The sequence below is a fragment of the Acidiphilium cryptum JF-5 genome (assembly GCF_000016725.1).
GTDB classification, from domain to species: Bacteria; Pseudomonadota; Alphaproteobacteria; order Acetobacterales; family Acetobacteraceae; genus Acidiphilium; species Acidiphilium multivorum.
Genome location: NC_009484.1, coordinates 157,960 through 177,983, shown reverse-complemented (window position 1 = coordinate 177,983; position 20,024 = coordinate 157,960). Strand labels below are relative to the sequence as shown.

Annotated in this window: 17 protein-coding genes; 4 read left to right on the top strand and 13 right to left on the bottom strand. The window is 69.8% G+C overall.

The genetic code is table 11. From position 1 onward, the window contains the following. Window positions 1-13: 13 nt before the first annotated feature. The 6 genes from ACRY_RS03210 to ACRY_RS03185 form a co-directional block, all read right to left on the bottom strand. Window positions 14-487, bottom strand: coding sequence for a phasin family protein (locus tag ACRY_RS03210; protein WP_007423045.1), 474 nt, complete (start codon window positions 485-487; stop codon window positions 14-16). An 83-nt stretch (window positions 488-570) separates the two neighbouring features. Next, the gene (locus ACRY_RS03205; RefSeq protein ID WP_007423046.1) at window positions 571-1,224 is read right to left on the bottom strand and encodes a hypothetical protein; all 654 of its coding nucleotides are present in this window, start codon (window positions 1,222-1,224) and stop codon (window positions 571-573) included. Between the two features lie 69 nt (window positions 1,225-1,293). Further along, complete coding sequence (locus ACRY_RS03200) at window positions 1,294-1,842, bottom strand: demethoxyubiquinone hydroxylase family protein (RefSeq protein ID WP_007423047.1); 549 nt, start codon at window positions 1,840-1,842, stop codon at window positions 1,294-1,296. Continuing rightward, the gene (locus ACRY_RS03195) at window positions 1,839-2,315 is read right to left on the bottom strand and encodes a disulfide bond formation protein B (protein WP_011941315.1); all 477 of its coding nucleotides are present in this window, start codon (window positions 2,313-2,315) and stop codon (window positions 1,839-1,841) included. The genes ACRY_RS03200 and ACRY_RS03195 overlap by 4 nt, the downstream gene beginning before the upstream one ends. Before the next feature lie 95 nt (window positions 2,316-2,410). Beyond that, window positions 2,411-2,884 carry a peroxiredoxin gene (locus tag ACRY_RS03190; protein ID WP_011941314.1) on the bottom strand — a complete coding sequence of 158 codons (474 nt, stop codon included), beginning with the start codon at window positions 2,882-2,884 and terminating at the stop codon, window positions 2,411-2,413. Next, entirely contained in the window at window positions 2,881-5,790 is a 2,910-nt protein-coding gene (locus ACRY_RS03185; protein ID WP_011941313.1) for a bifunctional [glutamine synthetase] adenylyltransferase/[glutamine synthetase]-adenylyl-L-tyrosine phosphorylase, read from the bottom strand. Before ACRY_RS03185 ends, ACRY_RS03190 begins: the two co-directional genes overlap by 4 nt. 17 nt (window positions 5,791-5,807) lie before the next feature. Between ACRY_RS03185 and ACRY_RS03180 the strand changes: the two genes are divergently transcribed. From ACRY_RS03180 to ACRY_RS03165, 4 genes are all read left to right on the top strand, one after another. Beyond that, window positions 5,808-8,882, top strand: coding sequence for a DUF3971 domain-containing protein (locus tag ACRY_RS03180; RefSeq protein ID WP_011941312.1), 3,075 nt, complete (start codon window positions 5,808-5,810; stop codon window positions 8,880-8,882). Window positions 8,883-8,986: 104 nt separating this feature from the next. After that, entirely contained in the window at window positions 8,987-9,736 is a 750-nt protein-coding gene (locus tag ACRY_RS03175; RefSeq protein ID WP_007422669.1) for an electron transfer flavoprotein subunit beta/FixA family protein, read from the top strand. Between the two features lie 2 nt (window positions 9,737-9,738). Next, a complete protein-coding gene (locus ACRY_RS03170; protein ID WP_007422670.1) occupies window positions 9,739-10,674 on the top strand; it encodes an FAD-binding protein in 936 nt (311 codons plus the stop codon). Window positions 10,675-10,757: 83 nt separating this feature from the next. Beyond that, window positions 10,758-11,633 carry a 3-hydroxybutyryl-CoA dehydrogenase gene (locus ACRY_RS03165; RefSeq protein WP_011941311.1) on the top strand — a complete coding sequence of 292 codons (876 nt, stop codon included), beginning with the start codon at window positions 10,758-10,760 and terminating at the stop codon, window positions 11,631-11,633. A 68-nt stretch (window positions 11,634-11,701) separates the two neighbouring features. Here ACRY_RS03165 and ACRY_RS03160 read toward each other — a convergent pair whose 3' ends face one another. The 7 genes from ACRY_RS03160 to ACRY_RS03130 form a co-directional block, all read right to left on the bottom strand. Continuing rightward, window positions 11,702-12,592: a DMT family transporter gene (locus ACRY_RS03160; RefSeq protein ID WP_231295324.1), complete on the bottom strand. Its 891-nt coding sequence runs from the start codon at window positions 12,590-12,592 to the stop codon at window positions 11,702-11,704. Window positions 12,593-12,637: 45 nt separating this feature from the next. Continuing rightward, a complete protein-coding gene (locus tag ACRY_RS03155; RefSeq protein ID WP_011941309.1) occupies window positions 12,638-15,196 on the bottom strand; it encodes a bifunctional acetyl coenzyme A synthetase (ADP forming), alpha domain/GNAT family N-acetyltransferase in 2,559 nt (852 codons plus the stop codon). A 116-nt stretch (window positions 15,197-15,312) separates the two neighbouring features. Then, window positions 15,313-15,657, bottom strand: a complete 345-nt coding sequence (locus tag ACRY_RS03150; RefSeq protein WP_007422442.1) for a hypothetical protein — start codon at window positions 15,655-15,657, stop codon at window positions 15,313-15,315. Next, the gene (locus ACRY_RS03145) at window positions 15,639-16,136 is read right to left on the bottom strand and encodes a hypothetical protein (RefSeq protein ID WP_007422441.1); all 498 of its coding nucleotides are present in this window, start codon (window positions 16,134-16,136) and stop codon (window positions 15,639-15,641) included. The genes ACRY_RS03150 and ACRY_RS03145 overlap by 19 nt, the downstream gene beginning before the upstream one ends. A 5-nt stretch (window positions 16,137-16,141) precedes the next feature. After that, on the bottom strand, window positions 16,142-18,034 hold the full coding sequence (locus ACRY_RS03140) for a potassium transporter Kup (RefSeq protein ID WP_007422440.1): 1,893 nt from the start codon (window positions 18,032-18,034) through the stop codon (window positions 16,142-16,144). Next, window positions 18,031-18,822, bottom strand: coding sequence for a (Fe-S)-binding protein (locus ACRY_RS03135; RefSeq protein ID WP_007422439.1), 792 nt, complete (start codon window positions 18,820-18,822; stop codon window positions 18,031-18,033). Before ACRY_RS03135 ends, ACRY_RS03140 begins: the two co-directional genes overlap by 4 nt. Next, window positions 18,819-20,021: a murein transglycosylase A gene (locus ACRY_RS03130; protein ID WP_011941308.1), complete on the bottom strand. Its 1,203-nt coding sequence runs from the start codon at window positions 20,019-20,021 to the stop codon at window positions 18,819-18,821. The genes ACRY_RS03135 and ACRY_RS03130 overlap by 4 nt, the downstream gene beginning before the upstream one ends. Window positions 20,022-20,024 lie beyond the last annotated feature (3 nt).

The following is a 20,024-nucleotide window of genomic DNA, read 5'->3' as shown; positions in this document are numbered from 1 at the left end:
CGGAGCGGAGCGGTCACGATTTCTTCTTGGGTTCGACGAGATGTTTCATCTCGTCCATCGCCTCGGAGAAGCGCTTGTTGAGGGTTTCCACTGCGTCGTGGCTGGAGCGCTGGATGAGGTCGCCAAGGTCGCGCATGTTGGCCACCGCGCTCTCATAGGCGTGCTTGAGCAGTTCGGCCTGTTGCGCCGCACGGTCCTGCGGGGTGGAAACGGAGGACAGGTTGCGGAGTTGTTCGGAGAGGTCGGCCATGGTTTTCTGCATGATTTCCATGTGCCGGCGCGCTACCGCCTGGGCCCCCTCGAGGGCGACGCGGTTGGCCTCCGACAGCGCCTCGAGATTGCGGCGATAGGCGGCGAGCACAACCTCCGCATCCGCCATCGCAGGGACCTTGATGGAACTGAACGCCTTGGTGAAGTCGAAATCCGGCATGAAGGCCGACATCGGGTTATGCTCGGCGCCATGCTTGGATTTGGGGGATTCGGCCATGGAATGACTCCTCTCATGGGGCTGTGGGGCAGTACTTTCTACCCCGCGCAAGTCTAGACCCGGCACTGTGAAATCGCGAGGGGCTATGCGTTGTCCGCCGCTTCGTCAGAAAGGTCAGGGTCGGGGGTGAACGGCGCGTCGCCGGCGGGATCGGCTGCCACCGGCGCGCGGGGGAGCCCAGCGAATTGCAGGGCGGCCTGCTCGGCACGCATCAGCGCGACATCGAGCGCGGCCATGGTGGCGGACAGGTCCTCGGACTCGTCGCGCAGCCAGGCGCGTAGCGTCCAGGCCCAGACGGCGAGCAGGCCGCGCTTGCGGATGGCGCCGCGCAAGCCGGCGGAGGAAATGCCCGCGCCTTCCAGCATCCAGCCCATCGCGGCGAGATTGGCGCGGGTGAGCCAGCAGGCGAGCAGCGGGTCCGTGGGGGCGTGGCGCATCAGGGCGATCACGCCGGCGCGATGCTGCTGAAGAAAGTCGATCCGGCGCATGATGAGATCGAACAATCGGTCGCGCACCGCTCCATCCGTCGCGGCCCCGTGAAGGGCGTGCATGTCGGCAAGGCGGCCGAAGCGGGCGAGGATCATGCCGGTGCAGGCGAAGCTGCGGCGGGCGCGGTCGAGATCCAGCCCGCCATGGCGCGCGGCGGCGGCGACGGAGACGCGGCGCCACCCCTGTGCGGCGCCCAGCTCGAAGGCGGCCCTGACGAGATCCTGCTCGAAGCGTTCCGTGCTGCTCATGCATCGAGATGTAGGACGGCCGGGCGCCGCTGCCAACCGCCTTGCCCTTTCGTTGGGGCGCGCGGCTGCTCAGATCCGTTCGCTGATCGCGATGGCAGCGCGGCAGCCGGCGCGGATGGTGCCCGAGAGCAAACGGTAGAACGGCGCCTGCTCGGCCTCGTTGGCAAGGCCGATATCGCGGTGTTCCAGCTCCTCCTGGCGGAAGGTCTCAATCGTCGCGGAAAGCTCGGGCTCCGCATCGCCTAGGCGGTCGCGCTGGGCGGCGTAATGCGCATCGATGGTTTCCTCGACGGCGACGGTGCAGGCCATGGCAGCGCGCGGGCCCATCGCCGCGGTGGCGGCGCCGAGGGCGAAGCCGGCGATGCGCCAAAGCGGCAGCAGCGCCGTCGGGCGCACCCGGCGCTCGCCGATCAGGCGCGAGAACGTGTCGAGATGGACCTGCTCCTGCGCCTTCATATGGCGCAACGTGTCGCCGTGGCGCCCGCGGCCGAGCACGGCGAGCTGGCCGGCATAGATCTGCTTGGCACCGAACTCGCCGGCATGGTCAACCCGGATCATGCGGGCGATTTCCGCGCGCGGCGGACGATCGCCGGGGAGATAGTCGATGTCTTTGCTCATGCGTTGCTCCGTCTATCGCGGAAGATATGCGCACTTGCCGCCAGCGCCACTACCAGCGACCAGATCAGGTCCATCGTCGCGAAGGAGATCGGCAGGCCGGGGATGAGGAAGACCGGCGCGTCGCACGAGGCGGAAGGGCGGAGCGGCAGGTTGGCGCCGAAGGAGGGCGGCGGCGCGTTGCATTCCGGCAGCGGGCTCTTCCACCAGTGCTGCTCGGCGCCGACATGGACGAAGGCGATCGCCACGTTGACGAAGAGCGCCAGCGCAGCGAGGCTGATCAGCACTCGTGCCGGCAGGCGCGGCAGGATCGCCGCGAGAATGCCGAGGGCGGCGGCGATGCGCCAGGGCCAGCGCTCGATATAGCAGAGCGGACATGGGATCATCCGCAGCACGTCCTGGGCGAAATAAGCGGTGCCGAGGGCGGCGAAAGCGGCAAGGGCGAGAAAGAGACCGTAACGCCGGTGCGATGTCATGCTGCGGATATGCCGGAGCGGTTGGCGACGCGCAATGCGGCGGGGCGCAAGCCGGGCATCACGATCCGTGGCGCCGGTGGCCCCGCCAGGCGGGGTCATGCCTTCTGAAGTGCGGCGGCGGCGTCCATCACCGCCTTGGCGTGGCCGGGCACCTTCACGCCGCGCCATGCTTTCGCGATGCGGCCATCCGCCCCGACGAGGAAGGTCGAGCGGTCGATCCCCATGTATTTGCGGCCATACATCGACTTCTCGACCCAGGCGCCGAAGGCCTCGACCACGGCACCGGATTCGTCGGAGGCGAGCGGGAAGGCAAGATTGTATTTGGCGGCGAATTTCTCCAGCGCCGGCATCTTGTCCTTCGAGACGCCGATGACGTCGATACCGATGCCGCCGAGTGCCGGCAGCGCCTCCTGGAAGGCGCAGGCCTCCTTGGTGCAGCCGGGCGTGTCGGCCTTCGGATAGAAATAGAGAATGAAGGGCCTGCCCTTGTATCCGGCCCGCGAAACGGTGCGCCCGCCGGTCGCGGGCAGGGTGAAATCCGGCGCCTGGTCGCCTTCGGCAACGCTCATGCTGTGTCTCCTCGTGGATTGGTGATGCCGCGCGGATCGCCGAGATGGCGCACGAAGGACGTGCGGACGACGGCGGCCTGCGCCTCCATCGTGGCGATGATCCCGTCGAAATCAAGCGCGCCGGCGGCGGCGAGAATGGGGGCAAGGGCGGATTTCGGAGAGTCCGGGCGGGGATCGGCGAGGCCGGTGATGCGGCGCATGGCCTGCACGGCGCGATACCATCGGTCTGCCGCCGCGAGCGCGCCGGCCTCGGCGGGGTCGAGCGCGCCGCAGGCCTCAAGTTCCGCCAGCGCCTCGGCGGTGCGCTGGCGGAACCGCGAGGGCGCGCCGCGGAAATGGACGAGTTGCAGCGCCTCGGCGATGAAGCCGAGCTCCATCATGCCGCCGGCGCGGTGCTTGAGGTCGAACGGGCCGGCGGGCGGCGCATCGCGCGCGAGGCGGGCGCGCATCGCCACCGTGTCGGCGCACGTGGTCGCGGGCGGGATATCGCGCGCAAGGGCGGCGCGGATTTCGGCATCGACCACCGGCGCGAAGCCGCGAGTGGCGGCGAGCACGCGCGCACGGGTCAGCGCCAGGCGTTCCCACGTCCAGGCTTCCTCGGCGTGGTAGCGGCGGAAGGCGGCGAGCGAGACGGCGACCGGCCCCTTGTTGCCGGAGGGGCGGAGCCGCATGTCGACCGCGTAGATCGCCCCCTCGGCACCGGGAGCGGTGATGGCAGCGACCAGCGCATGGGCGAGACGCAGGAAATACTGGCTGGGCGGCAGGCGGGCGGCGGCGGCTTCGGGCGGGTGGTCGTAGATCAGCATCAGGTCAAGATCGGAGCCGGGCTGCATCTCGCGCGCGCCGACGCGGCCGAGGGCGACGATGGCGAAGCGCCCGCCCCGCACCCGGCCGTGGCGGGCGGCGAAATCGGCCATCACCCGCGGCAGCAGCGCGGCCAGCGCGGCATCGGCGAGGTCGGTGCGCCAGAGCGAGGCCTGGTCGGCGCCGATGCGGCGCTCCAGCGTCGCGACCGCGAGGTGGAACTCCTCGCGCCGGACGAAGCGGCGCAGCGTGTCGAGCGCGGTTTCGAGATCGGCGGCGTCGCGCAGCAGGCGGCGCAGCGCCGGGCCGGGGCGGGTGAAGCGGGCAACCGGGGCGAGCAGCGCATCGAGCGCGCCGGGATGGCTGGCGAGATGGTCGGCGAGCGGCGGGGCAGCGCCGAGGACGGTCGCCAGCCGGTCGAGCAGTGCGGGGTTGTGCTGAAACAGCGAGAGCAGGCTGACGCCGGCGCTCTGGCGTTCCAGCATCCGGTCGAACCGGCGGAAGGCGAGATCGGGGTCGGTCTGGCGGCCGAGGGCGCGCAGGAGCGCGGGCATGATCGAATCGAGCAGTTCGCGGGCGCGGGCGGTGCGCAGCGCTGGCAGCGTGCCGTTGCGCCAGAGGCGGAGCCTGACCGCGAGATGTTGCGGATCGGCGAAGCCGAGCGACTGCGCCTGGCCGGCGAACGCGTCGGGAGCGGCGCCGGACTCGCCGGGATCGGGCGCGCCGTCTTTGCCACTGCCGGGATCGGTATCGAAGAAATCGGCGAAGATGGCGTTCACCGTCTCGCAGACCGCATCGAGCCATGCTGCGAAGCGCGCGGCATCTGGCATGTTCATGAAGGTGGCGAAGCGGGCGAGGCCGGCCTCGGTTTCGGGCAGGGTATGGGTCTGGCGGTCCTCGACCATCTGTAACCGGTGCTCGACCTGGCGGAGCGCGCGATAGGCGGCGGCGAGGTCGCGCGCGGCGGCGCGCGGCAGATGGCCGGCGGCGGCGAGCGCGCGCAGGGCCGGCAGCGTCGCCGGGATGCGCAGCGCCGGCTCGTGCCCACCCCAGACCAGTTCCAGCGTCTGCACGATGAACTCGATCTCGCGGATGCCGCCGCGGCCGAGCTTGACGTCGCGCCCGGCGATGCGGCCGGGGGCGTCGCGCCGGCGCTGGTCGATCCGCCGCTTCATCTCGTGGATTTCGGCGACGGCGGCAAAATCGAGATTGCGGCGCCAGATGAAGGGGCGAATCTGCTCGAGGAAGGATGCGCCGAAATCGCGGTCACCGGCGACCGGCCTTGCCTTGGAAAACGCGGCGCGCTCCCAGGTGCGGCCCTGGCTTTCGTAGTAGCTGAGCGCGGCGGCGAGGCTGACGACCGGCGGGGTGGCGGCGGGGTCGGGGCGCAGGCGCAGATCGACGCGGAAGACCATGCCATCCGCATCGCGCTCGGTGAGCAGCGGAACGAGATCGCGCGCGAGGCGCGCCATGGCGGATTGCGAATCGTCCCGGTAAACGGAAGATGAAGGATCGAACAGCAGCACGAGGTCGATATCGCTCGAATAGTTCAGCTCGCGCGCGCCGAGCTTGCCCATGCCCAGCACGGCGAAGCGGCTAGCCCGTTCGGGGTCCGCCGGATCGGGCAGGCTTATGGTGCCGCGCTCGTGCAGATGACGCAGCAGATGCCGCAGTGCGAGGCCGATGCTGGCATCCGCAAGGTCGGACAGCGCGGCGGTGACCTGCTCGACGCCCCAGGCGCCCGACAGGTCGGCCAGCGCGATGGCCAGTGCTGCGCGGCGCTTGACCTCGCGCAGGATGCGGCCGATCGCGGCGCGGGTGGCGAGCGGGTCGGCTTCGCGCAGCAAGGCCAGCGCCTCGTCCATCACCGGGCCGGCGCCCTCGGCGAGCACGCGCGGCGGAATATCGGACTCGCGCAGGGCGAGATTGGCGAGATGCGGGGCATTGCCGCCGAGACAGTCGAGCAGGGCGCGGCCCGGCGCCGCATCGGCGAAGCGCCGCGCGGCGGCGCCGATGGCGGCGAAATCCGCGACGAACGACGCGGCGGCCCGCGTGTCGGCGGGGGGCGGAAATCCGGAAGCCGGCGCCAGGAACTCGTTCATGCCGCCGGAAGTGTTCGATGAGGCGGCGGCTGCGTCAAGCCGGGCGGGTCGCCGGGCATGTCGGGCACCACGGCGCGCGGCTGGCGGGCACGCTGGTGCTGGTCGCGCTGCTGCTGCTGGGGGGCGCGGCCTGGCGGCTCGGCCAGGGGCCGGTGGACCTGCCGCCACTCGCCGCGCGGATCGGGGCGGCGGTAAGTGCCGCCGAGCCGGGGCTGACGGTCACGGTTGGGCGGGCCGGGCTGGCCTGGGAAGGGTTCCGGCGCGGCGGCGCGCCGATCGACCTGCGTCTCGCCGACATCGCTATCCGCAACCGCTCGGGGGTCGTCGCGGCGCGGATCTCGACGCTGCGGGTGACGCTGTCGCTCGCGGCACTGATCAAGGGCGCGATCACGCCGATCCGGATCATCGCGCATGATCCCGCCATCGTGCTGCGCCCCGCGCTACAGGCGCCCGGCGGGCTGGCCGCGCCGCCCGAGGCGGTGGGCGAACTGCTCGCGCTGATTTCTCAATCGCCGCGCACCGGCTTGCTCGATCTTTCGGCGCTCCGGGCGATCCGCATTGCCGACGCGCATGTGGCAATCGAGCCCGTCGGCGCGCTACCGGAGCTGGTGGCGACCGATGGCGCGCTGGTCTTTACCCGCCATCCGGGCGGGCGGATGGGGGGGGCTGCAAGCGCCGATTTCCACAATGGCGGCGAGGTGATCCCGCTCGGCCTGACGATCGCGGGGGATGCCGGCGCGGGACGGGTGACCGCATTGCTCGGCCCGTTCGATCCGGGGCGGCTGATGAAACCCGGCAGCCCGTTCACCGCGGTCGACCTGCCGGTGATGCTGGCGGCATCGTGGCCGGTGGGCCGGTTCACGACACCGGAGCTCGATCTCGGCGTCAGCGCAGCCGCCGGCGGCATTGCGGCGGGTACCGGGCAGGTGCCGATCGCCGGCCTGCAGGCCCACGCGGTGGCGACGCGGAATGAGGTATTGCTGTCAGATGCGCGCATCGATCTTGCTGGACCGAACGGGACAGCGGGACCGGCGGTGCGGCTGCGGGGGCAGATCGCGCTGCGCGGCGCCCTGCCCGCCGCGATCGATGCGACGGTCGATCAGGTTTCGGCGACCGACCTGACGCGCTACTGGCCGCAGGGCCTGCTGCGCGACGCGCGGCACTATGTCACCCGGCACATCAAGGCGGGAGTGGCGCGGGACGGGCGGTTCCATGCTGTCTTCGACCTCGCGACCGGAAAACTGGCGCCGGGGGCGGTGACGGGCGAGTTCGCGGCCAGCGGCGTGACGCTCGACTGGTTTCCCGGTGCGCCGGCGATGACGGCCCTTGCCGGTAAACTGCATTTCGCAGCCGATGATTCGCTCGACATCGATGCGACCGCGGGGCGGCTCGACGGTCTCGCACTGCGTGGGAACATGCGGATCACCACGCTCAGCCGGCACGACCAGACGGCAACCATCGGCGCCCATGCCACAGGCGGGCTGGCCGACGCGCTGGGCCTGCTGCGCAAGCCGCCGCTACGGCTGAAGACGACCGCCCTGAAGCTCGACCGGGCAACGGGACAAATGGCGGCGACGATCCATGCGAGCGTGCCGCTGAAGCGCCGGCTGGCGCTCGCGGATATCGCGATCAGGGCCGATGCGGCTCTGACCGCCGTACATCTGCCGCTGCCGTTCGCGGGACTGGCACTCGAAGACGGCAGCGCGGCGCTGGAGGTCGATCCACACCATCTCGCCCTGCATGGCAACGGGCGCGTTGCGGCGACCGCGACGCGCTTCACGGCGGCGATGACGCTGCCTGGCGGGCCGCTCACGCTCGAGGCCAAGGCCAACGCCACACGTCTGGCTTTGGCGCGGATGGGCCTGCCGGTCGCCGCCTGGCGGTCGGGGGCGGCGCCGCTGACGGTGACCTATCGCGACCAGGCGGGCGGCGGTGTGTTGGAAATCGGCGCCGACCTGACCGGCGCGACGTTGGCCGCTCCCGCGTTCGGCTGGCACAAGGCGGCGGGGCAACCCGGCCGGGCGACGTTGCGGATCGGGTTGAGCGGTGGCGGCCCGTTCGGCGGGCTGGAAGCGGCGCATGTGGAGGCGCCGGGGCTGCTGTTCGACGGCGTGCGGCGGGCGGGGCGCTTCGCCGTTGCCATGGCACGGCTCGGCCGGTTGCGGGCGCGCGGCTCGGTGGCGCCGCCGGCCCGGCTCGGCGCGCCCTGGCGGATTTCGCTCTCCGGCGGAACGCTGGATCTTTCCGCGCTGATCGCGCAAGCCCGTGCGCAAGCCGGCACGGCGGCGGCCGCGCCGCGCCCGGCATCCGGCCCGGTCTGGGCGTTGAATGGAGCGTTCGCCCAGTTGCGGCTGCACGCCGCGCCAGCGCCGTTACTCGGCGCGACGCAACTCGCCGCGACCGGGGATGGCGACCGCCTCACCGGGCTCGAGGCGACACTTGCCCAGGGGCCGCGGCAAACCGGGCGGCTGACCTATCGCCGCGCCGGCGGGTTGACGCGGATCCGCCTCGACGCGCCGGACGCGGGGGCGCTGCTGGCGGCGACGGGTGCTACCGGAGGTGTGAACGGCGGCACGCTCACGCTCGATGCAACACGGCAGGGGGGTCTTACGAAAGGGCGCCTTGGCATCGACGATTTCCGCCTGACCGAGGTGCCGGTGATGGCAAAGGTGCTGCAGGCGCTGACCATCTACGGCATGCCGGCGGCGACCTCCGGGCCGGGACTCGCCTTCACCCGACTGGTGGCGCCGTTCACCATGTCAGGCGAGGTGGTGACGCTCGGCGGGGCGCGGGCATGGTCGCCCTCGCTCGGCTTCACCACCACGGGGCAGATCGACCTTGCGCGGAAGCGCTACGACCTGTCCGGGACGATCGTGCCCGCCTATGCGCTGAACACCCTGCCCGGCCGGATTCCGCTGATCGGCCGGCTGTTCAGCCCGGAGAAAGGCGGCGGGCTGTTCGCCGCGCGCTATACCGTGGTCGGGCCATTTGGCGCGCCAAGGGTCGTGGTCAATCCGGTTTCCGCACTGGCGCCGGGATTCATCCGCGACCTGTTCGGCATCGGGCCGCCGGAAGCGCCGGCGAAACCATGACGCAAACGTCAGGAAGCGTCCGCAAAGATTGACTTGCCGAACGACGCCCCATAGATCATCCAGCAAACGACAGCGACGCGAAACGCCAAACCTGTGGAGTGACCATGAAGCTGCTGGTGCCTGTAAAGCGTGTGGTTGATTACAATGTGAAGGTCCGGGTGAAATCGGATGGCAGCGGGGTCGAGCTTGCCGGCGTGAAGATGTCGATGAACCCGTTCGACGAAATCGCGGTCGAGGAGGCGGTGCGGCTCAAGGAAAAGGGCGTGGCAACCGAGATCGTCGCGGTGTCGATGGGGGTGAGCGCCTGCCAGGAGACGATCCGCACGGCGCTGGCGATGGGGGCCGACCGGGGCATCCTGGTCGAGACCGAGGCCGAACTGCAGCCGCTGGCGGTGGCGAAGATGCTCAAGGCGCTGGTGACGCGCGAGCAGGCCGACCTCGTGATCATGGGCAAGCAGGCGATCGACGACGACATGAACGCCACCGGCCAGATGCTCGCCGCTCTGCTCGGCTGGCCGCAGGGCACCTTCGCCAGCAAGGTCGCGATCGCCGACGGCACGGTGACGGTGACGCGTGAGGTGGATGGCGGGCTGGAGACGGTCGCGCTGAAGCTGCCGGCGGTGGTGACGGCGGATCTGCGGCTGAACGAGCCGCGCTACGCCTCGCTGCCGAACATCATGAAAGCGCGCAAGAAGCCGATCGAGACGGTGAAGCCGGAAGATCTCGGCGTCGACCCGGCGCCACGGCTGACCACGCTGAAGGTGGCCGAGCCGCCGCAGCGCAAGGCCGGGGTCAAGGTCGGCTCGGTGGCCGAACTCGTCGAGAAACTGCGCAACGAAGCGAAGGTGATCTGATCATGGCAGAGGTTCTGGTTCTCATCGAGCACGACGGCGCGCATGTGAAGCAGCCGGCGCGCAGCGCGGTTGCGGCGGCGGCGAAGCTCGGCACGGTGCATGCGCTGGTCGCTGGCGAAAACGTGGGGGGCGCAGCGCAGGAAGCCGCCGCGATCGCCGGGGTGGACAAGGTGCTGGTCGCGGACAGCAAGGCGCTGGCGCACGCGCTGGCCGAGCCGCTGGCCGACCTGATCGTGAAACTCGCCGGCAATTACACGCATGTCCTCGCCGCCTCCACCGCGACCGGCAAGAACGTGATGCCCCGCGCCGCAGCCCTGCTCGACGTGCAGCCGATCAGCGACATCGCCGGGGTGGTGGATGCCGACACCTTCGTCCGCCCGATCTATGCCGGCAACGCGATGGCAACGGTGAAATCCGCCGACGCGAAGAAGCTCATCACCGTGCGCGCGGCGAGCTTCGATCCCGCACCGGCCGAAGGCGGAGCGGCGGCGATCGAGACGATCGAGGTCGGGGTCGACGCCGGTGGTTCGAGCTTCGTCGGCGCCGAGCTTTCGAAGAGCGAGCGGCCGGAGCTGACGGCGGCGCGGATCGTGGTTTCCGGCGGGCGCGGCATGCAGAACGGCGAGAATTTCGGCAAGCTGCTCGACCCGATCGCCGACCGGCTGGGGGCCGCGGTGGGCGCCTCGCGTGCGGCGGTCGATGCCGGGTTCGTGCCGAACGACTACCAGGTGGGGCAGACCGGCAAGATCGTCGCCCCCGACCTCTACATGGCGGTCGGCATTTCCGGCGCGATCCAGCATCTCGCGGGCATGAAGGATTCCAAGGTCATCGTCGCGATCAACAAGGACGAGGACGCGCCGATCTTCCAGGTGGCCGATTACGGCCTGGTGGGCGACCTGTTCACAGTGCTGCCGGAGTTGCAGAAGGAGCTCGGCTGAGCCCTGCGGGCTTGAGCGACATCAAGGCGCCGGGCGGCCATAAAGGCTAGCCCGGCCTGTGTTTCAGGCGGAAGGAAAAGTAGATGGAGATCAGGACTCTCGGCGTGCTCGGCGCGGGCGCGATGGGCAACGGCATCGCGCATGTCGCCGCCCTGTCCGGGCTCGATGTCGTGCTCGTCGACACCGCGCAGGCGGTGCTGGAGAAGAGCATGGCGACCATGCGGAAGAACCTCGAGCGCCAGGTGCAGAAGGGCACGATCGACGCGGCGGCCGAGGCAGCCGCCCTCGCCCGCGTCTCGCCCATGACCACGCATGACGCTTTTGCGAAATGCGACATGGTGATCGAGGCGGTGCCGGAGCGCGAGGAGATCAAGCGCGCGGTCTATGCCCAGGTGATCCCGCATCTCGCGCCGCACGCGATCCTCGCCTCGAACACCTCGTCGATTTCGATCACGAAGCTCGGCCGGGCGTCGGGGATCGCGGAGCGGTTCGTCGGCATGCATTTCTTCAACCCGGTGCCGATGATGAAGCTTGTCGAGGTGATAAGCGGGCTGGAGACGGCGGATGCGACGGTTGCCGCGGTCGAAGACCTGGCAAAGCGGATGGGCAAGATCACCATCGCAGCACAGGACATGCCGGGCTTCATCGTCAATCGCATCCTGGTGCCGATGCTCAACGAGGCGATCTTCGCGCTGCACGAGGGGATCGGCGACGTGGTCTCGATCGACAACGGCATGAAGCTCGGTGCCGGGCATCCGATGGGGCCGCTGACGCTGTGCGATCTGGTCGGGCTCGATGTCGCGCTGGAAGTGATGCGCGTGCTGCATGCCGGGCTCGGCGAGGACAAGTATCGCCCCTGCCCGCTGCTGGTGAACTATGTCGAGGCCGGCTGGCTTGGCCGCAAGACCGGGCGCGGCTTCTACGACTATTCCACCAACCCGCCGACGCCGACGCGCTGAGGCTTGACTTTCAAGGGAAGACCCGGCGCCGCCCGGTGCCGGGTTTTTTGCGCTTACGGGGCGCGGCTTCAGGATTTCCACTGGCTGAGCACCACGCTGGCGATGATCAGCACGCCACCGAGCACCTGGGCAGGGGCAAATATCTCGCCAAAGGCAGCACCCACAAGCCCGGCCCAGACCGGCTCCAGCGTGTAGATCAGCGTCGCCCGGTTGGCCGGGATGCTGCGCTGCGCCCAGTTCTGCGCGACCAGGACGAAGGCGGTGGCGAGGCCCATGCCGGTCATCGCCGCGAAGGGAAAGGCACGGGTGGTGATCATGATGCCGCCGCGCACCGCCTCGACGGCGAAGGAGATCACGCTGACGGTGGCCAGTTGGACGATGGCGATACGGCGCGGATCGGCGGCGAGCGCGCTATGGCCGATCAGCACGATTTCGAGCGCCGCCCCCAGCGCGCCGCCGAGGGTGAGCCACTGGCCGCGGTCGAAGGCGAGCGACAGGCCGGTCATGCCGGAGACCAGGACGAGGCCGACGAAGGCGAGCACGAGGCCAGCTGTCGCGAACAGGCCGGGACGGCGGCGGAAGATCAGGAATTCGAGCAGCGGGACCATCGGCACGTAGAGCGCGGTAAGGAAGGCGGATTCGCCGCTCGCCACGGTGCGCAGCCCGTCCGCCTGCAGACCGTAGCCGAGGAAGAGAACAAGACCGATGGTGATGCCGCCGGTGATCTCCATCCGGTTGAAGCTCGCCGGATGCGGGCGGGTGACGAGCACGACGGCGAGTGCGGCAACGCCGAAGCGCCAGCCGACAAAGGCATACGGCCCGATGAAGAGCAGCGACAGGCGGGTGAGCAGGAACGTCCAGCCCCAGATCACGGTCACCGAAAGCAGGACGAGGACCGGGGCGTTCGGACGTGACAGGAAGCCGGAGACCGGCGATGACGGACGGGCGATGTCGCTCATGGCCTCCATCAACGCGATAAGCGGACCGGCGGCAAGCCCGCGCGATCAGGTGAGACGCAGCCTTGCTTCCACGACATCCTCCTCGCCGGGAACATGGGCGATCGCGAAGCCGAGATGACGGATGAAGGCGAGCATCGGGTGGTTGTCGGCCAGAACCTGACCGATGATGTCGACAACACCCTCGTCGCGCGCCCAGTCGATCAGGTCGCGCATCAGCGCCGAGCCGAGGCCGACGCCCTTCGCCGCACCCTCGACGAGGACGGCGAACTCGCCCTCGGTGCCGTCGGTATCGGAGCGGACCAGGCGGGCGACGCCGACTGTCTCGCCGGTGGCGGTTTCGACTGCGATCAGGGCGAGTTCGCGGCCGTAATCGACCTCGGTGAGGCGGACCACCTGCTCGGGCGTAAGCTGGCGCACGGCAGAGAAGAACCGGAAGCGGACATCCTCCGGCGTGAGGCGGGAGAACAGGCGCTGATGGGCGGCGGCGTCTTCCGGGCGGATCGGGCGGATCTGGAAGCCCCTGCCTTTCAGCGTCATCGTGTGGGCGAGATGGGCGGGATAGGGCGTGATCGGCAGCGGCTGGCGACGCTCGCCGGGCGCGTGCAGCGTGATCCGCACATTGGCGGCGATGACGCCGGCGCCGGTGGCGAAGAGCGGGTCGATTTCCAGGCGCTCGATTTCCGGCCAGTCGACGACGAGCTGGCTGATGCGGACCAGGGTGCCGGCGACCGCGGCGCGATCCGCCTCGTCCAGGCCGCGGGCGGGGCGCAGCAGCGCGTTGCCGCCGGCGCGGAGGATCAGTCCCTCGGCCAGTTTCAGGTTGAGGGGCGGGAGATCGAAGGCGAGGCGTGAGGTATCGGCGGCGTCGCCACCACCGGGGCCGAAGCCGATGGTGGGGCCGACGAAGGGCTGCTCGCCGACCAGGATGCGCAGCTCTCGGGCGCGAGGAAGCTGGCGCTGGACGAGGAAGCGCGCCCCCTCGGGAAATTCGCCCCTGCGGCGCAGGCGGGCGGTGATCAGCGTGGCGGCCGCGCTAGCGGAAGCGGCGTCCGGTAGGTCAAGCGAGACGCTGCCTTCGGGGCGGCGCCGCGCGAGATCGGGGTGGGAGACCTTCACCACCACCGGAAAGCCGAGCGACGAGGCCGCCGCCGCCACATGTTCCGGCGTGTCGACGATGCGTGTTGCGGCGGTTTCGATGCCATAGGCCCGCAGAATGGCGAAGCCGGCATCCTGCGGCAGGGCGGTGCGGCCACCATTGCGGGCGAGAGAAAGGGCGGCATGGACGGCGGCCCGGTCGGGGGCGACATCGAGCACCGCGGAGGGCGGCAGTTCGCGGGCGGCGGCGCGGATGGCGCGGTGGCGGAGCAGGTCGCCGAACCCTTCGACGGCACGTTCCGGCGTGGCGAAGGCGGCGACCCCGGCCTCGGCCAGCCGGCGGCGCTGCGGGGCGGCGGTGGTCTCGCCGAGCACGGCGGCGAGCAGCGGCGCCTTGATGCTGCCGGAACAGGCAATCAGCCCGGCGATCGCGGCATCGTCCGCCGGGCCGGAGGGGGCATGGATGACCAGCACGCCACCCACCTCGGGGGAAGCGGCCAGCATGGCGGCGACGTCGGCAAGGCGGGTGCCGGGTGCGTCCTGTAGCGCGATCGGCCCGGCTGGCTCGGGTGAAGCGCCGAGCAGCAGGCCGAGCACACGGCGGGTTTCGTCGGACAGCGCTGCAAGGCCGATGCCGGCGGCGAGCGCGGTGTCGGCGGCGAGGCGACAGGCGCCAACACTGTTGCCGATGATCGCAAGACTGTCGCTGCGGGCCGGACGGGCGCGGGTGAGCGTTTCGGCGGCTGCAAGAAATTCGCCGAGGCTGGTGGTCAGCATCACGCCAGCACGGCGCAGCGCGGCCTCGAACCCGGCGAGCGCGATGCCGCTTGGATCGCCAAGCCGGGCGCCGGGAACGATGGCGACGATGGGACGCAGGCGCGCCGCCGCGCGGGCGGCCGAGAGGAACAGGCGCGGATCACGCAGGCCGGCGATTTCCATCAGGATCGGGCCGGTGCCGGGGTCGCGCGAGAGATGGTCGAGCACCCGGCCGAAGCCGATATCCGCATTGCCGCCGATGCCGACGACATGGGAGAAGCCGATGCCGTTGGGCGCCGCCCAGTCGATCACCGCGCGGGCTAGCGCGGGGGACTGGCCGAGCAGCGCGACCCGACCGGGCGGCGGCGGTATGTGGCTGCGCAAGGCGTTCAGCCGCGCCCCGGGTGCGGCGATGCCGAAGGAACGCGGGCCGACGACCCGCACTCGGGCGGCCAGCGCTGCCTCCCGCAATCCGTCGACCGCGGCGTAGACCACTGCCGCCCCGCGGAGGCGGCCGGCGAGGCCGGCGATGACGCCGGGCACCGCCTCGGGCGGATCGGCGATCAGCGCAAGATCGACAGTTTGCGCGCCCTCCCCCGGTTCCCTGACGTCGCCCGGAAAGCCGGCGGCGTCCAGCGAGGCGCGCAGCGATCGGCCGACTGCCGTGTCGCCGCCCGAGAGCATGATGGTCTTCGGGGCAAACAGGGCCTCGGGGTCGAAGCGATTGACGATGGAATAGCCAAGCGGCTTCATCGCGGCTCCTCCTGATCTTCGGCGGCGCGCGGCAGACTAGATCGGTTTGGCGCCAACCGGAACCGCCCTGGGGTGACGATACCGCGTCATCCGATCGGACGAGGTGCGGCCCGGCGCTACCGGGCGGGGCCGACAATCGTGGGTTCGGGCAGGGCGGCGCCGCTGCCGACATAGGCCGGATTCGCATTGCGCACGCAGCGCGAGATCATGTCCCGCCGAGCGTGGATCTCTGCAAGGCGGTCGAACCGGGAGCCCTGGTCGGGCGTGCCCTGGAACGGGGTGGCGAACTGGTCGGTGCGCGAGAGATAGGCATAGTCGTGCGCGCGCTCATAGGCATTGGCCTGCTGGGTGCAGGCCGCGATGTCGGCCTGCTCGGCGGGCGAGGCGGGCGGCGGCGCGCCGAAGGTGCAGGCGGCGAGCGGCAGGATCAGCAGGGCCAGGGTCAGGATGGGGCGCGGCATGGCGGGTTTTCCTCGGATTCGCGCGGGAGCAGCTGTGCGCGCAGGGCGTTCTCGTCGAGAGCGCCCGTATCGGTCAAGCCAGTGCGGGCCGCGGCGCCGAGCAGCGCACCGTCGAGCTCTGCGGCTCCACGGTCGAACCGCACGAAACGGGCGGTCCAGCCGCCACCGGCGAGCAGGGCGACGAGGCCGAGCAGGCGGAGGCAGACGGAGACGCCATGCGCCGTCGAGAGATCGGCGATATGGTCGACCGAGGAGGCCCAGACCCTGGCATCGCGGTCGCGCAGCACGACATCGGGGCCGCCGGCGAAGCGGAAGCCGCGGCGCGGCCCCTCGGCGCCGGCGCGGGCGGCGCGGTGCGCGGCTTCCCAGGCCTGTTCAAGATCTCGCTTCTGCACGCGTGGCAGGCGTGCCGGCGGGATCGGCACGAGATGCAGTTCGGTGCCGTCGGCAGCGACGGCGCGGGGAATGGCGACGGCCATGCCCTTCAGATGGCGATCCGCACGCCGAGTTCCACGACGCGGTCGGACGGGATCTTGAAGAATTCGGTGGCCGATATCGCGTTGCGCAGCATGAACAGGAAGATCGCCCTGCGGATGAAGCCGAGCTTGGGCACGGTCGCGGCGACAATGGTCTCGCGGCCGAGGAAATAGCTGATCTGCATCGGGTTGAAGGGCAGCCCCTGCTCTCGCAGCAGGTCGAGCGCTCGGGGGATGTTGGGGCTTTCCATGAAACCGAAGGAAAGCAGCACGCGATAGACGCCCTCGGAGAGTTCCTCGACCTTGGCGCGCCGCGCATCGCCCACGAAGGGGACGCCGGGATTGCGCACGGTGACGAAGACCACAGTTTCGTGCAGTACCTTGTTGTGCTTGAGGTTATGCAGCAGCGAGGACGGCGTATATTCGGGGTTTCCGGTCATGAAGACGGCGACGCCGGGAACACGGACGATGCGCGATTGCGGCAGCCGGCCGAGGAACGAGGCGAGCGGCAGGCTATCCTGCTGCCAGCGCTGGTGAAGCAGGGCGCGGCCGCGGCGCCAGGTGGTCATGACGGTGATGAGGCTGAAGCCGATGGCAAGCGGTACCCAGCCGCCATCGAACACTTTCAGCACGTTGGAGCTGAAGAAGGCGAAATCAACCAGCCCGATGGCGCCGAAGACCAGCACGGTGCGGCGAAGCGGCCAGTTGAAATGCCGGCAATAGACGAAGGCAGCCAGCGCGTTCGTCGACAGGAAGGTGCCGGTGACGGCGATGCCGTAGGCCGAGGCGAGGGCGGAAGACGAGCCGAAACCGAGGACCAGCAGCACGACGACGACGAACAGGAAGCTGTTGACCGGCGGGACATAGATCTGCCCCTGCTCGGTCTCGTTGGTGTAGCGGATCGGCATGCGCGGCAGCAGGCCGAGCTGGGTGCTCTGCCGGGCAACCGAATAGGCGCCGGAGATCACGGCTTGACTGGCGATCACTGTCGCGATGGTCGCCAATATGACCATCGGCACCACCAGAGCATGCGGCAGCAGGAAGAAGAACGGGTTGCTCGCGGCGTGCGGATCGCGGATCACGAGGGCGCCCTGGCCGAAATAGTTGAGCAGCAGGCATGGAAGGACGAAGAACAGCCAGGAGACGCGTATCGGCTTCGCGCCGAAATGCCCCATATCCGCGTAAAGCGCCTCGGCGCCGGTGACCGCCAGCACGACCGAGCCGAGCGCGATGAAGGCGAGAAGATCGTGCCGCATGATGAACGCGGCGCCGTAGACAGGAACCAGCGCGCGCAAGACATTCGGATGAATGAAGATCTGGTGAAGACCAAGCGCGCCGATCACCACGAACCAGATCACCATGATCGGGCCGAACGCACCGCCCACCCGCGCCGTGCCGAACCGCTGGACGAAAAACAGCACAAGAATGACCGCGATGGCGATCGGGAGCACGAATTCCTTGAGCCCCGGGGAGACCACCTCCATGCCCTCGACGGCGGAGAGCACGGAAATGGCGGGGGTGATTGTCGCATCGCCGAAGAAGAGGCCGGCACCGCAGATGCCGATGATGCCGATGATCCATTTCGTCCGGTCGGACTGGGTGACGCGCTGGGCGAGCGCCATCAGCGAGAGCGTGCCGCCCTCGCCCTCGTTGTCGGCGCGCATGATCAGCAGGACGTATTTGATGGTGACGGTTATGATCAGCGCCCAGAAGATGAGCGAGAGCAGACCAAGGACGTCGGATTCCTGGAGTTTATTGCCAGGGAAATATGACAGCGAGGCCTGCACCGCGTAGAGCGGCGAGGTGCCGATATCGCCGTAGACGACACCGAGCACGCCGATCAGGCCAGCGAGACGGAGCTTCTCGCCGGGAGAGCCGTGTGGGGTCGCGCTTTCGCTCAAGCGGCGCTCCCGTCCCGGCCGCGGCCGATCGGCGCCACCTCGCCGGTCATGCCGGCGAGCACCTCGGCGACGTGGCGCACGGCAACCGGCTTGCCCTCGCGGGTCAGGCGGCCGGCCATGTTCAGCAGGCAGCCGAGATCACCGGCGAGCAGCAGCTCGGCGCCGGTCGCGGCGATGTCGGCGGTCTTGTCGGAGACCATGCGGGCGGAAATGTCGGGATGCTTGACACAGAACGTGCCGCCGAAGCCGCAACAGACCTCGGGCGTGTCCATTTCCACGATTTCCAGCCCCTCGACGCGGGAGAGCAGCACGCGGGGCTGGTCCTTGACGCCGAGTTCGCGCAGCCCGGCGCAGGAATCGTGATAGGTGGCGCGCTGCGGCAGGGCGACATCGAGCCCGGCAAAACCCATCACGTCGACCAGGAAGCTGGTGAGTTCGAAGGTTTTCGCGGCGATGACGTCGGCCTTGAAGCGCAGGTCGGGGTCGGCCTCGAACAGGCCGGGCATGTGCTTGCGAAGCATGCCGGCGCACGAGCCCGAGGGGGCGACGACGTAATCGTAGCCCGCGAGGGCGGTGAGCAGGCCCTCGGCCAGGGCGCGGGCGGTTTCATGATCGCCGGAATTGTAGGCGGGCTGGCCGCAGCAGGTCTGCGCCCGCGGCACCTCGACCGTGCAGCCGGCGGCCTCAAGCAGGCGGATGGCGGCGAAGCCGACGCTCGGCCGGTAGAGATCGGCGAGGCAGGTGACGAACAGGGCGACGCGCGGTGCGGCCGCGGCGGATTCACTCATGAGGACGCTCCCTTGGCGGATGTCGGCGCGGCGGCGGGCTGGCGGGGCAGGAAGATGAAGATCCGGCCTGTGCCGTCCTGGGCACTCGCCTGCGCCGCGGCCTCGTTGCCGATTCCGAAGAAGATCTGCGCGGCGGAGGTGCCGTGGGCACCGACATCGATGTCCTGCGCGGTGGTCAGCCGGGCGAGCGACTTCGTCGCGACATAGACGGGCGCGCCGAGCGGAATCGCCTTCTCGTCCACCGCGATCGAGCCTTCCGGCGCCAGCGGCACGTCAAGCGCGCCGGGTGTGCCGAGATCGTCGGGCACGCCGCGGATGCGCTTGAAGAACACGTAGTTCTTGTTCGCATCCATCAGGCCGCGCGCCTCGACGGGATGGGCGAGCAGCCACGCGCGGATCGAGGTGATCGAGACCTGGTCGGGCTTCAAATAGCCCTTCTCGACCATCAGCTTGCCGATCGGCGTGTAGGTGCGGCCGTTGGTGCCGTCGAAGCCGAGATCGATGAGCGTGCCGTCCGGCAGACGCAGGCGCGCGGCGCCCTGGAGCTGGATCATGTAGGCGTCGACCGGATTCTTGACCCAGGCAACTACCTTGGCCTCGCGGTTGATCTCGCCGGCCTCGATCTGGGCGCGGGTGTAATAGGGCACCATTGTGCCGTAGCGCAGGCGGCCGACGATACGGCGCTTGCCGGAGGAGTCGCGGAAGGCGGACAGGTTGGCGTTCACGAGATTGCGCGGACGACCGTAGATCGGGACATCGTAGCCGCGCTCGCGGATTTCCGAGCCGGGATAGACCGGCTCGTAATATCCGGTGATCCGCGTGGCGCCGGACGCTGCATAGGGCACCATCCATGCCTCGAAGAAATGCTGGGCCGCGGCCGCGTCGTCCGGCGGGACGGCTTCGGCGGCAGCACAGGCAGCGCGCCACTGGCCGGCCTTGCCGCCGAGCGCGCCAGCCACGCCGGCGCCGCCCAGCGTCTGGTCGACCGGCATGACCGCGATCACCTTGCATGACCTCTGGAAACTCGGCAGGCCGGCGACGGCAGCCTCAACGCTCCAGCCGGGGAGCGTAGCGAAGGGCACAGGGGTGAGGCCGGCATGATCGGCCTGGGGCGCGCCGGCGGGCGGCAAGGCACAGCCGGCGAGCAGGGTGATGGCGGTGAACGGCGCGGCAAGGCCGCGCAAGGTGGATCGGTGCATGGA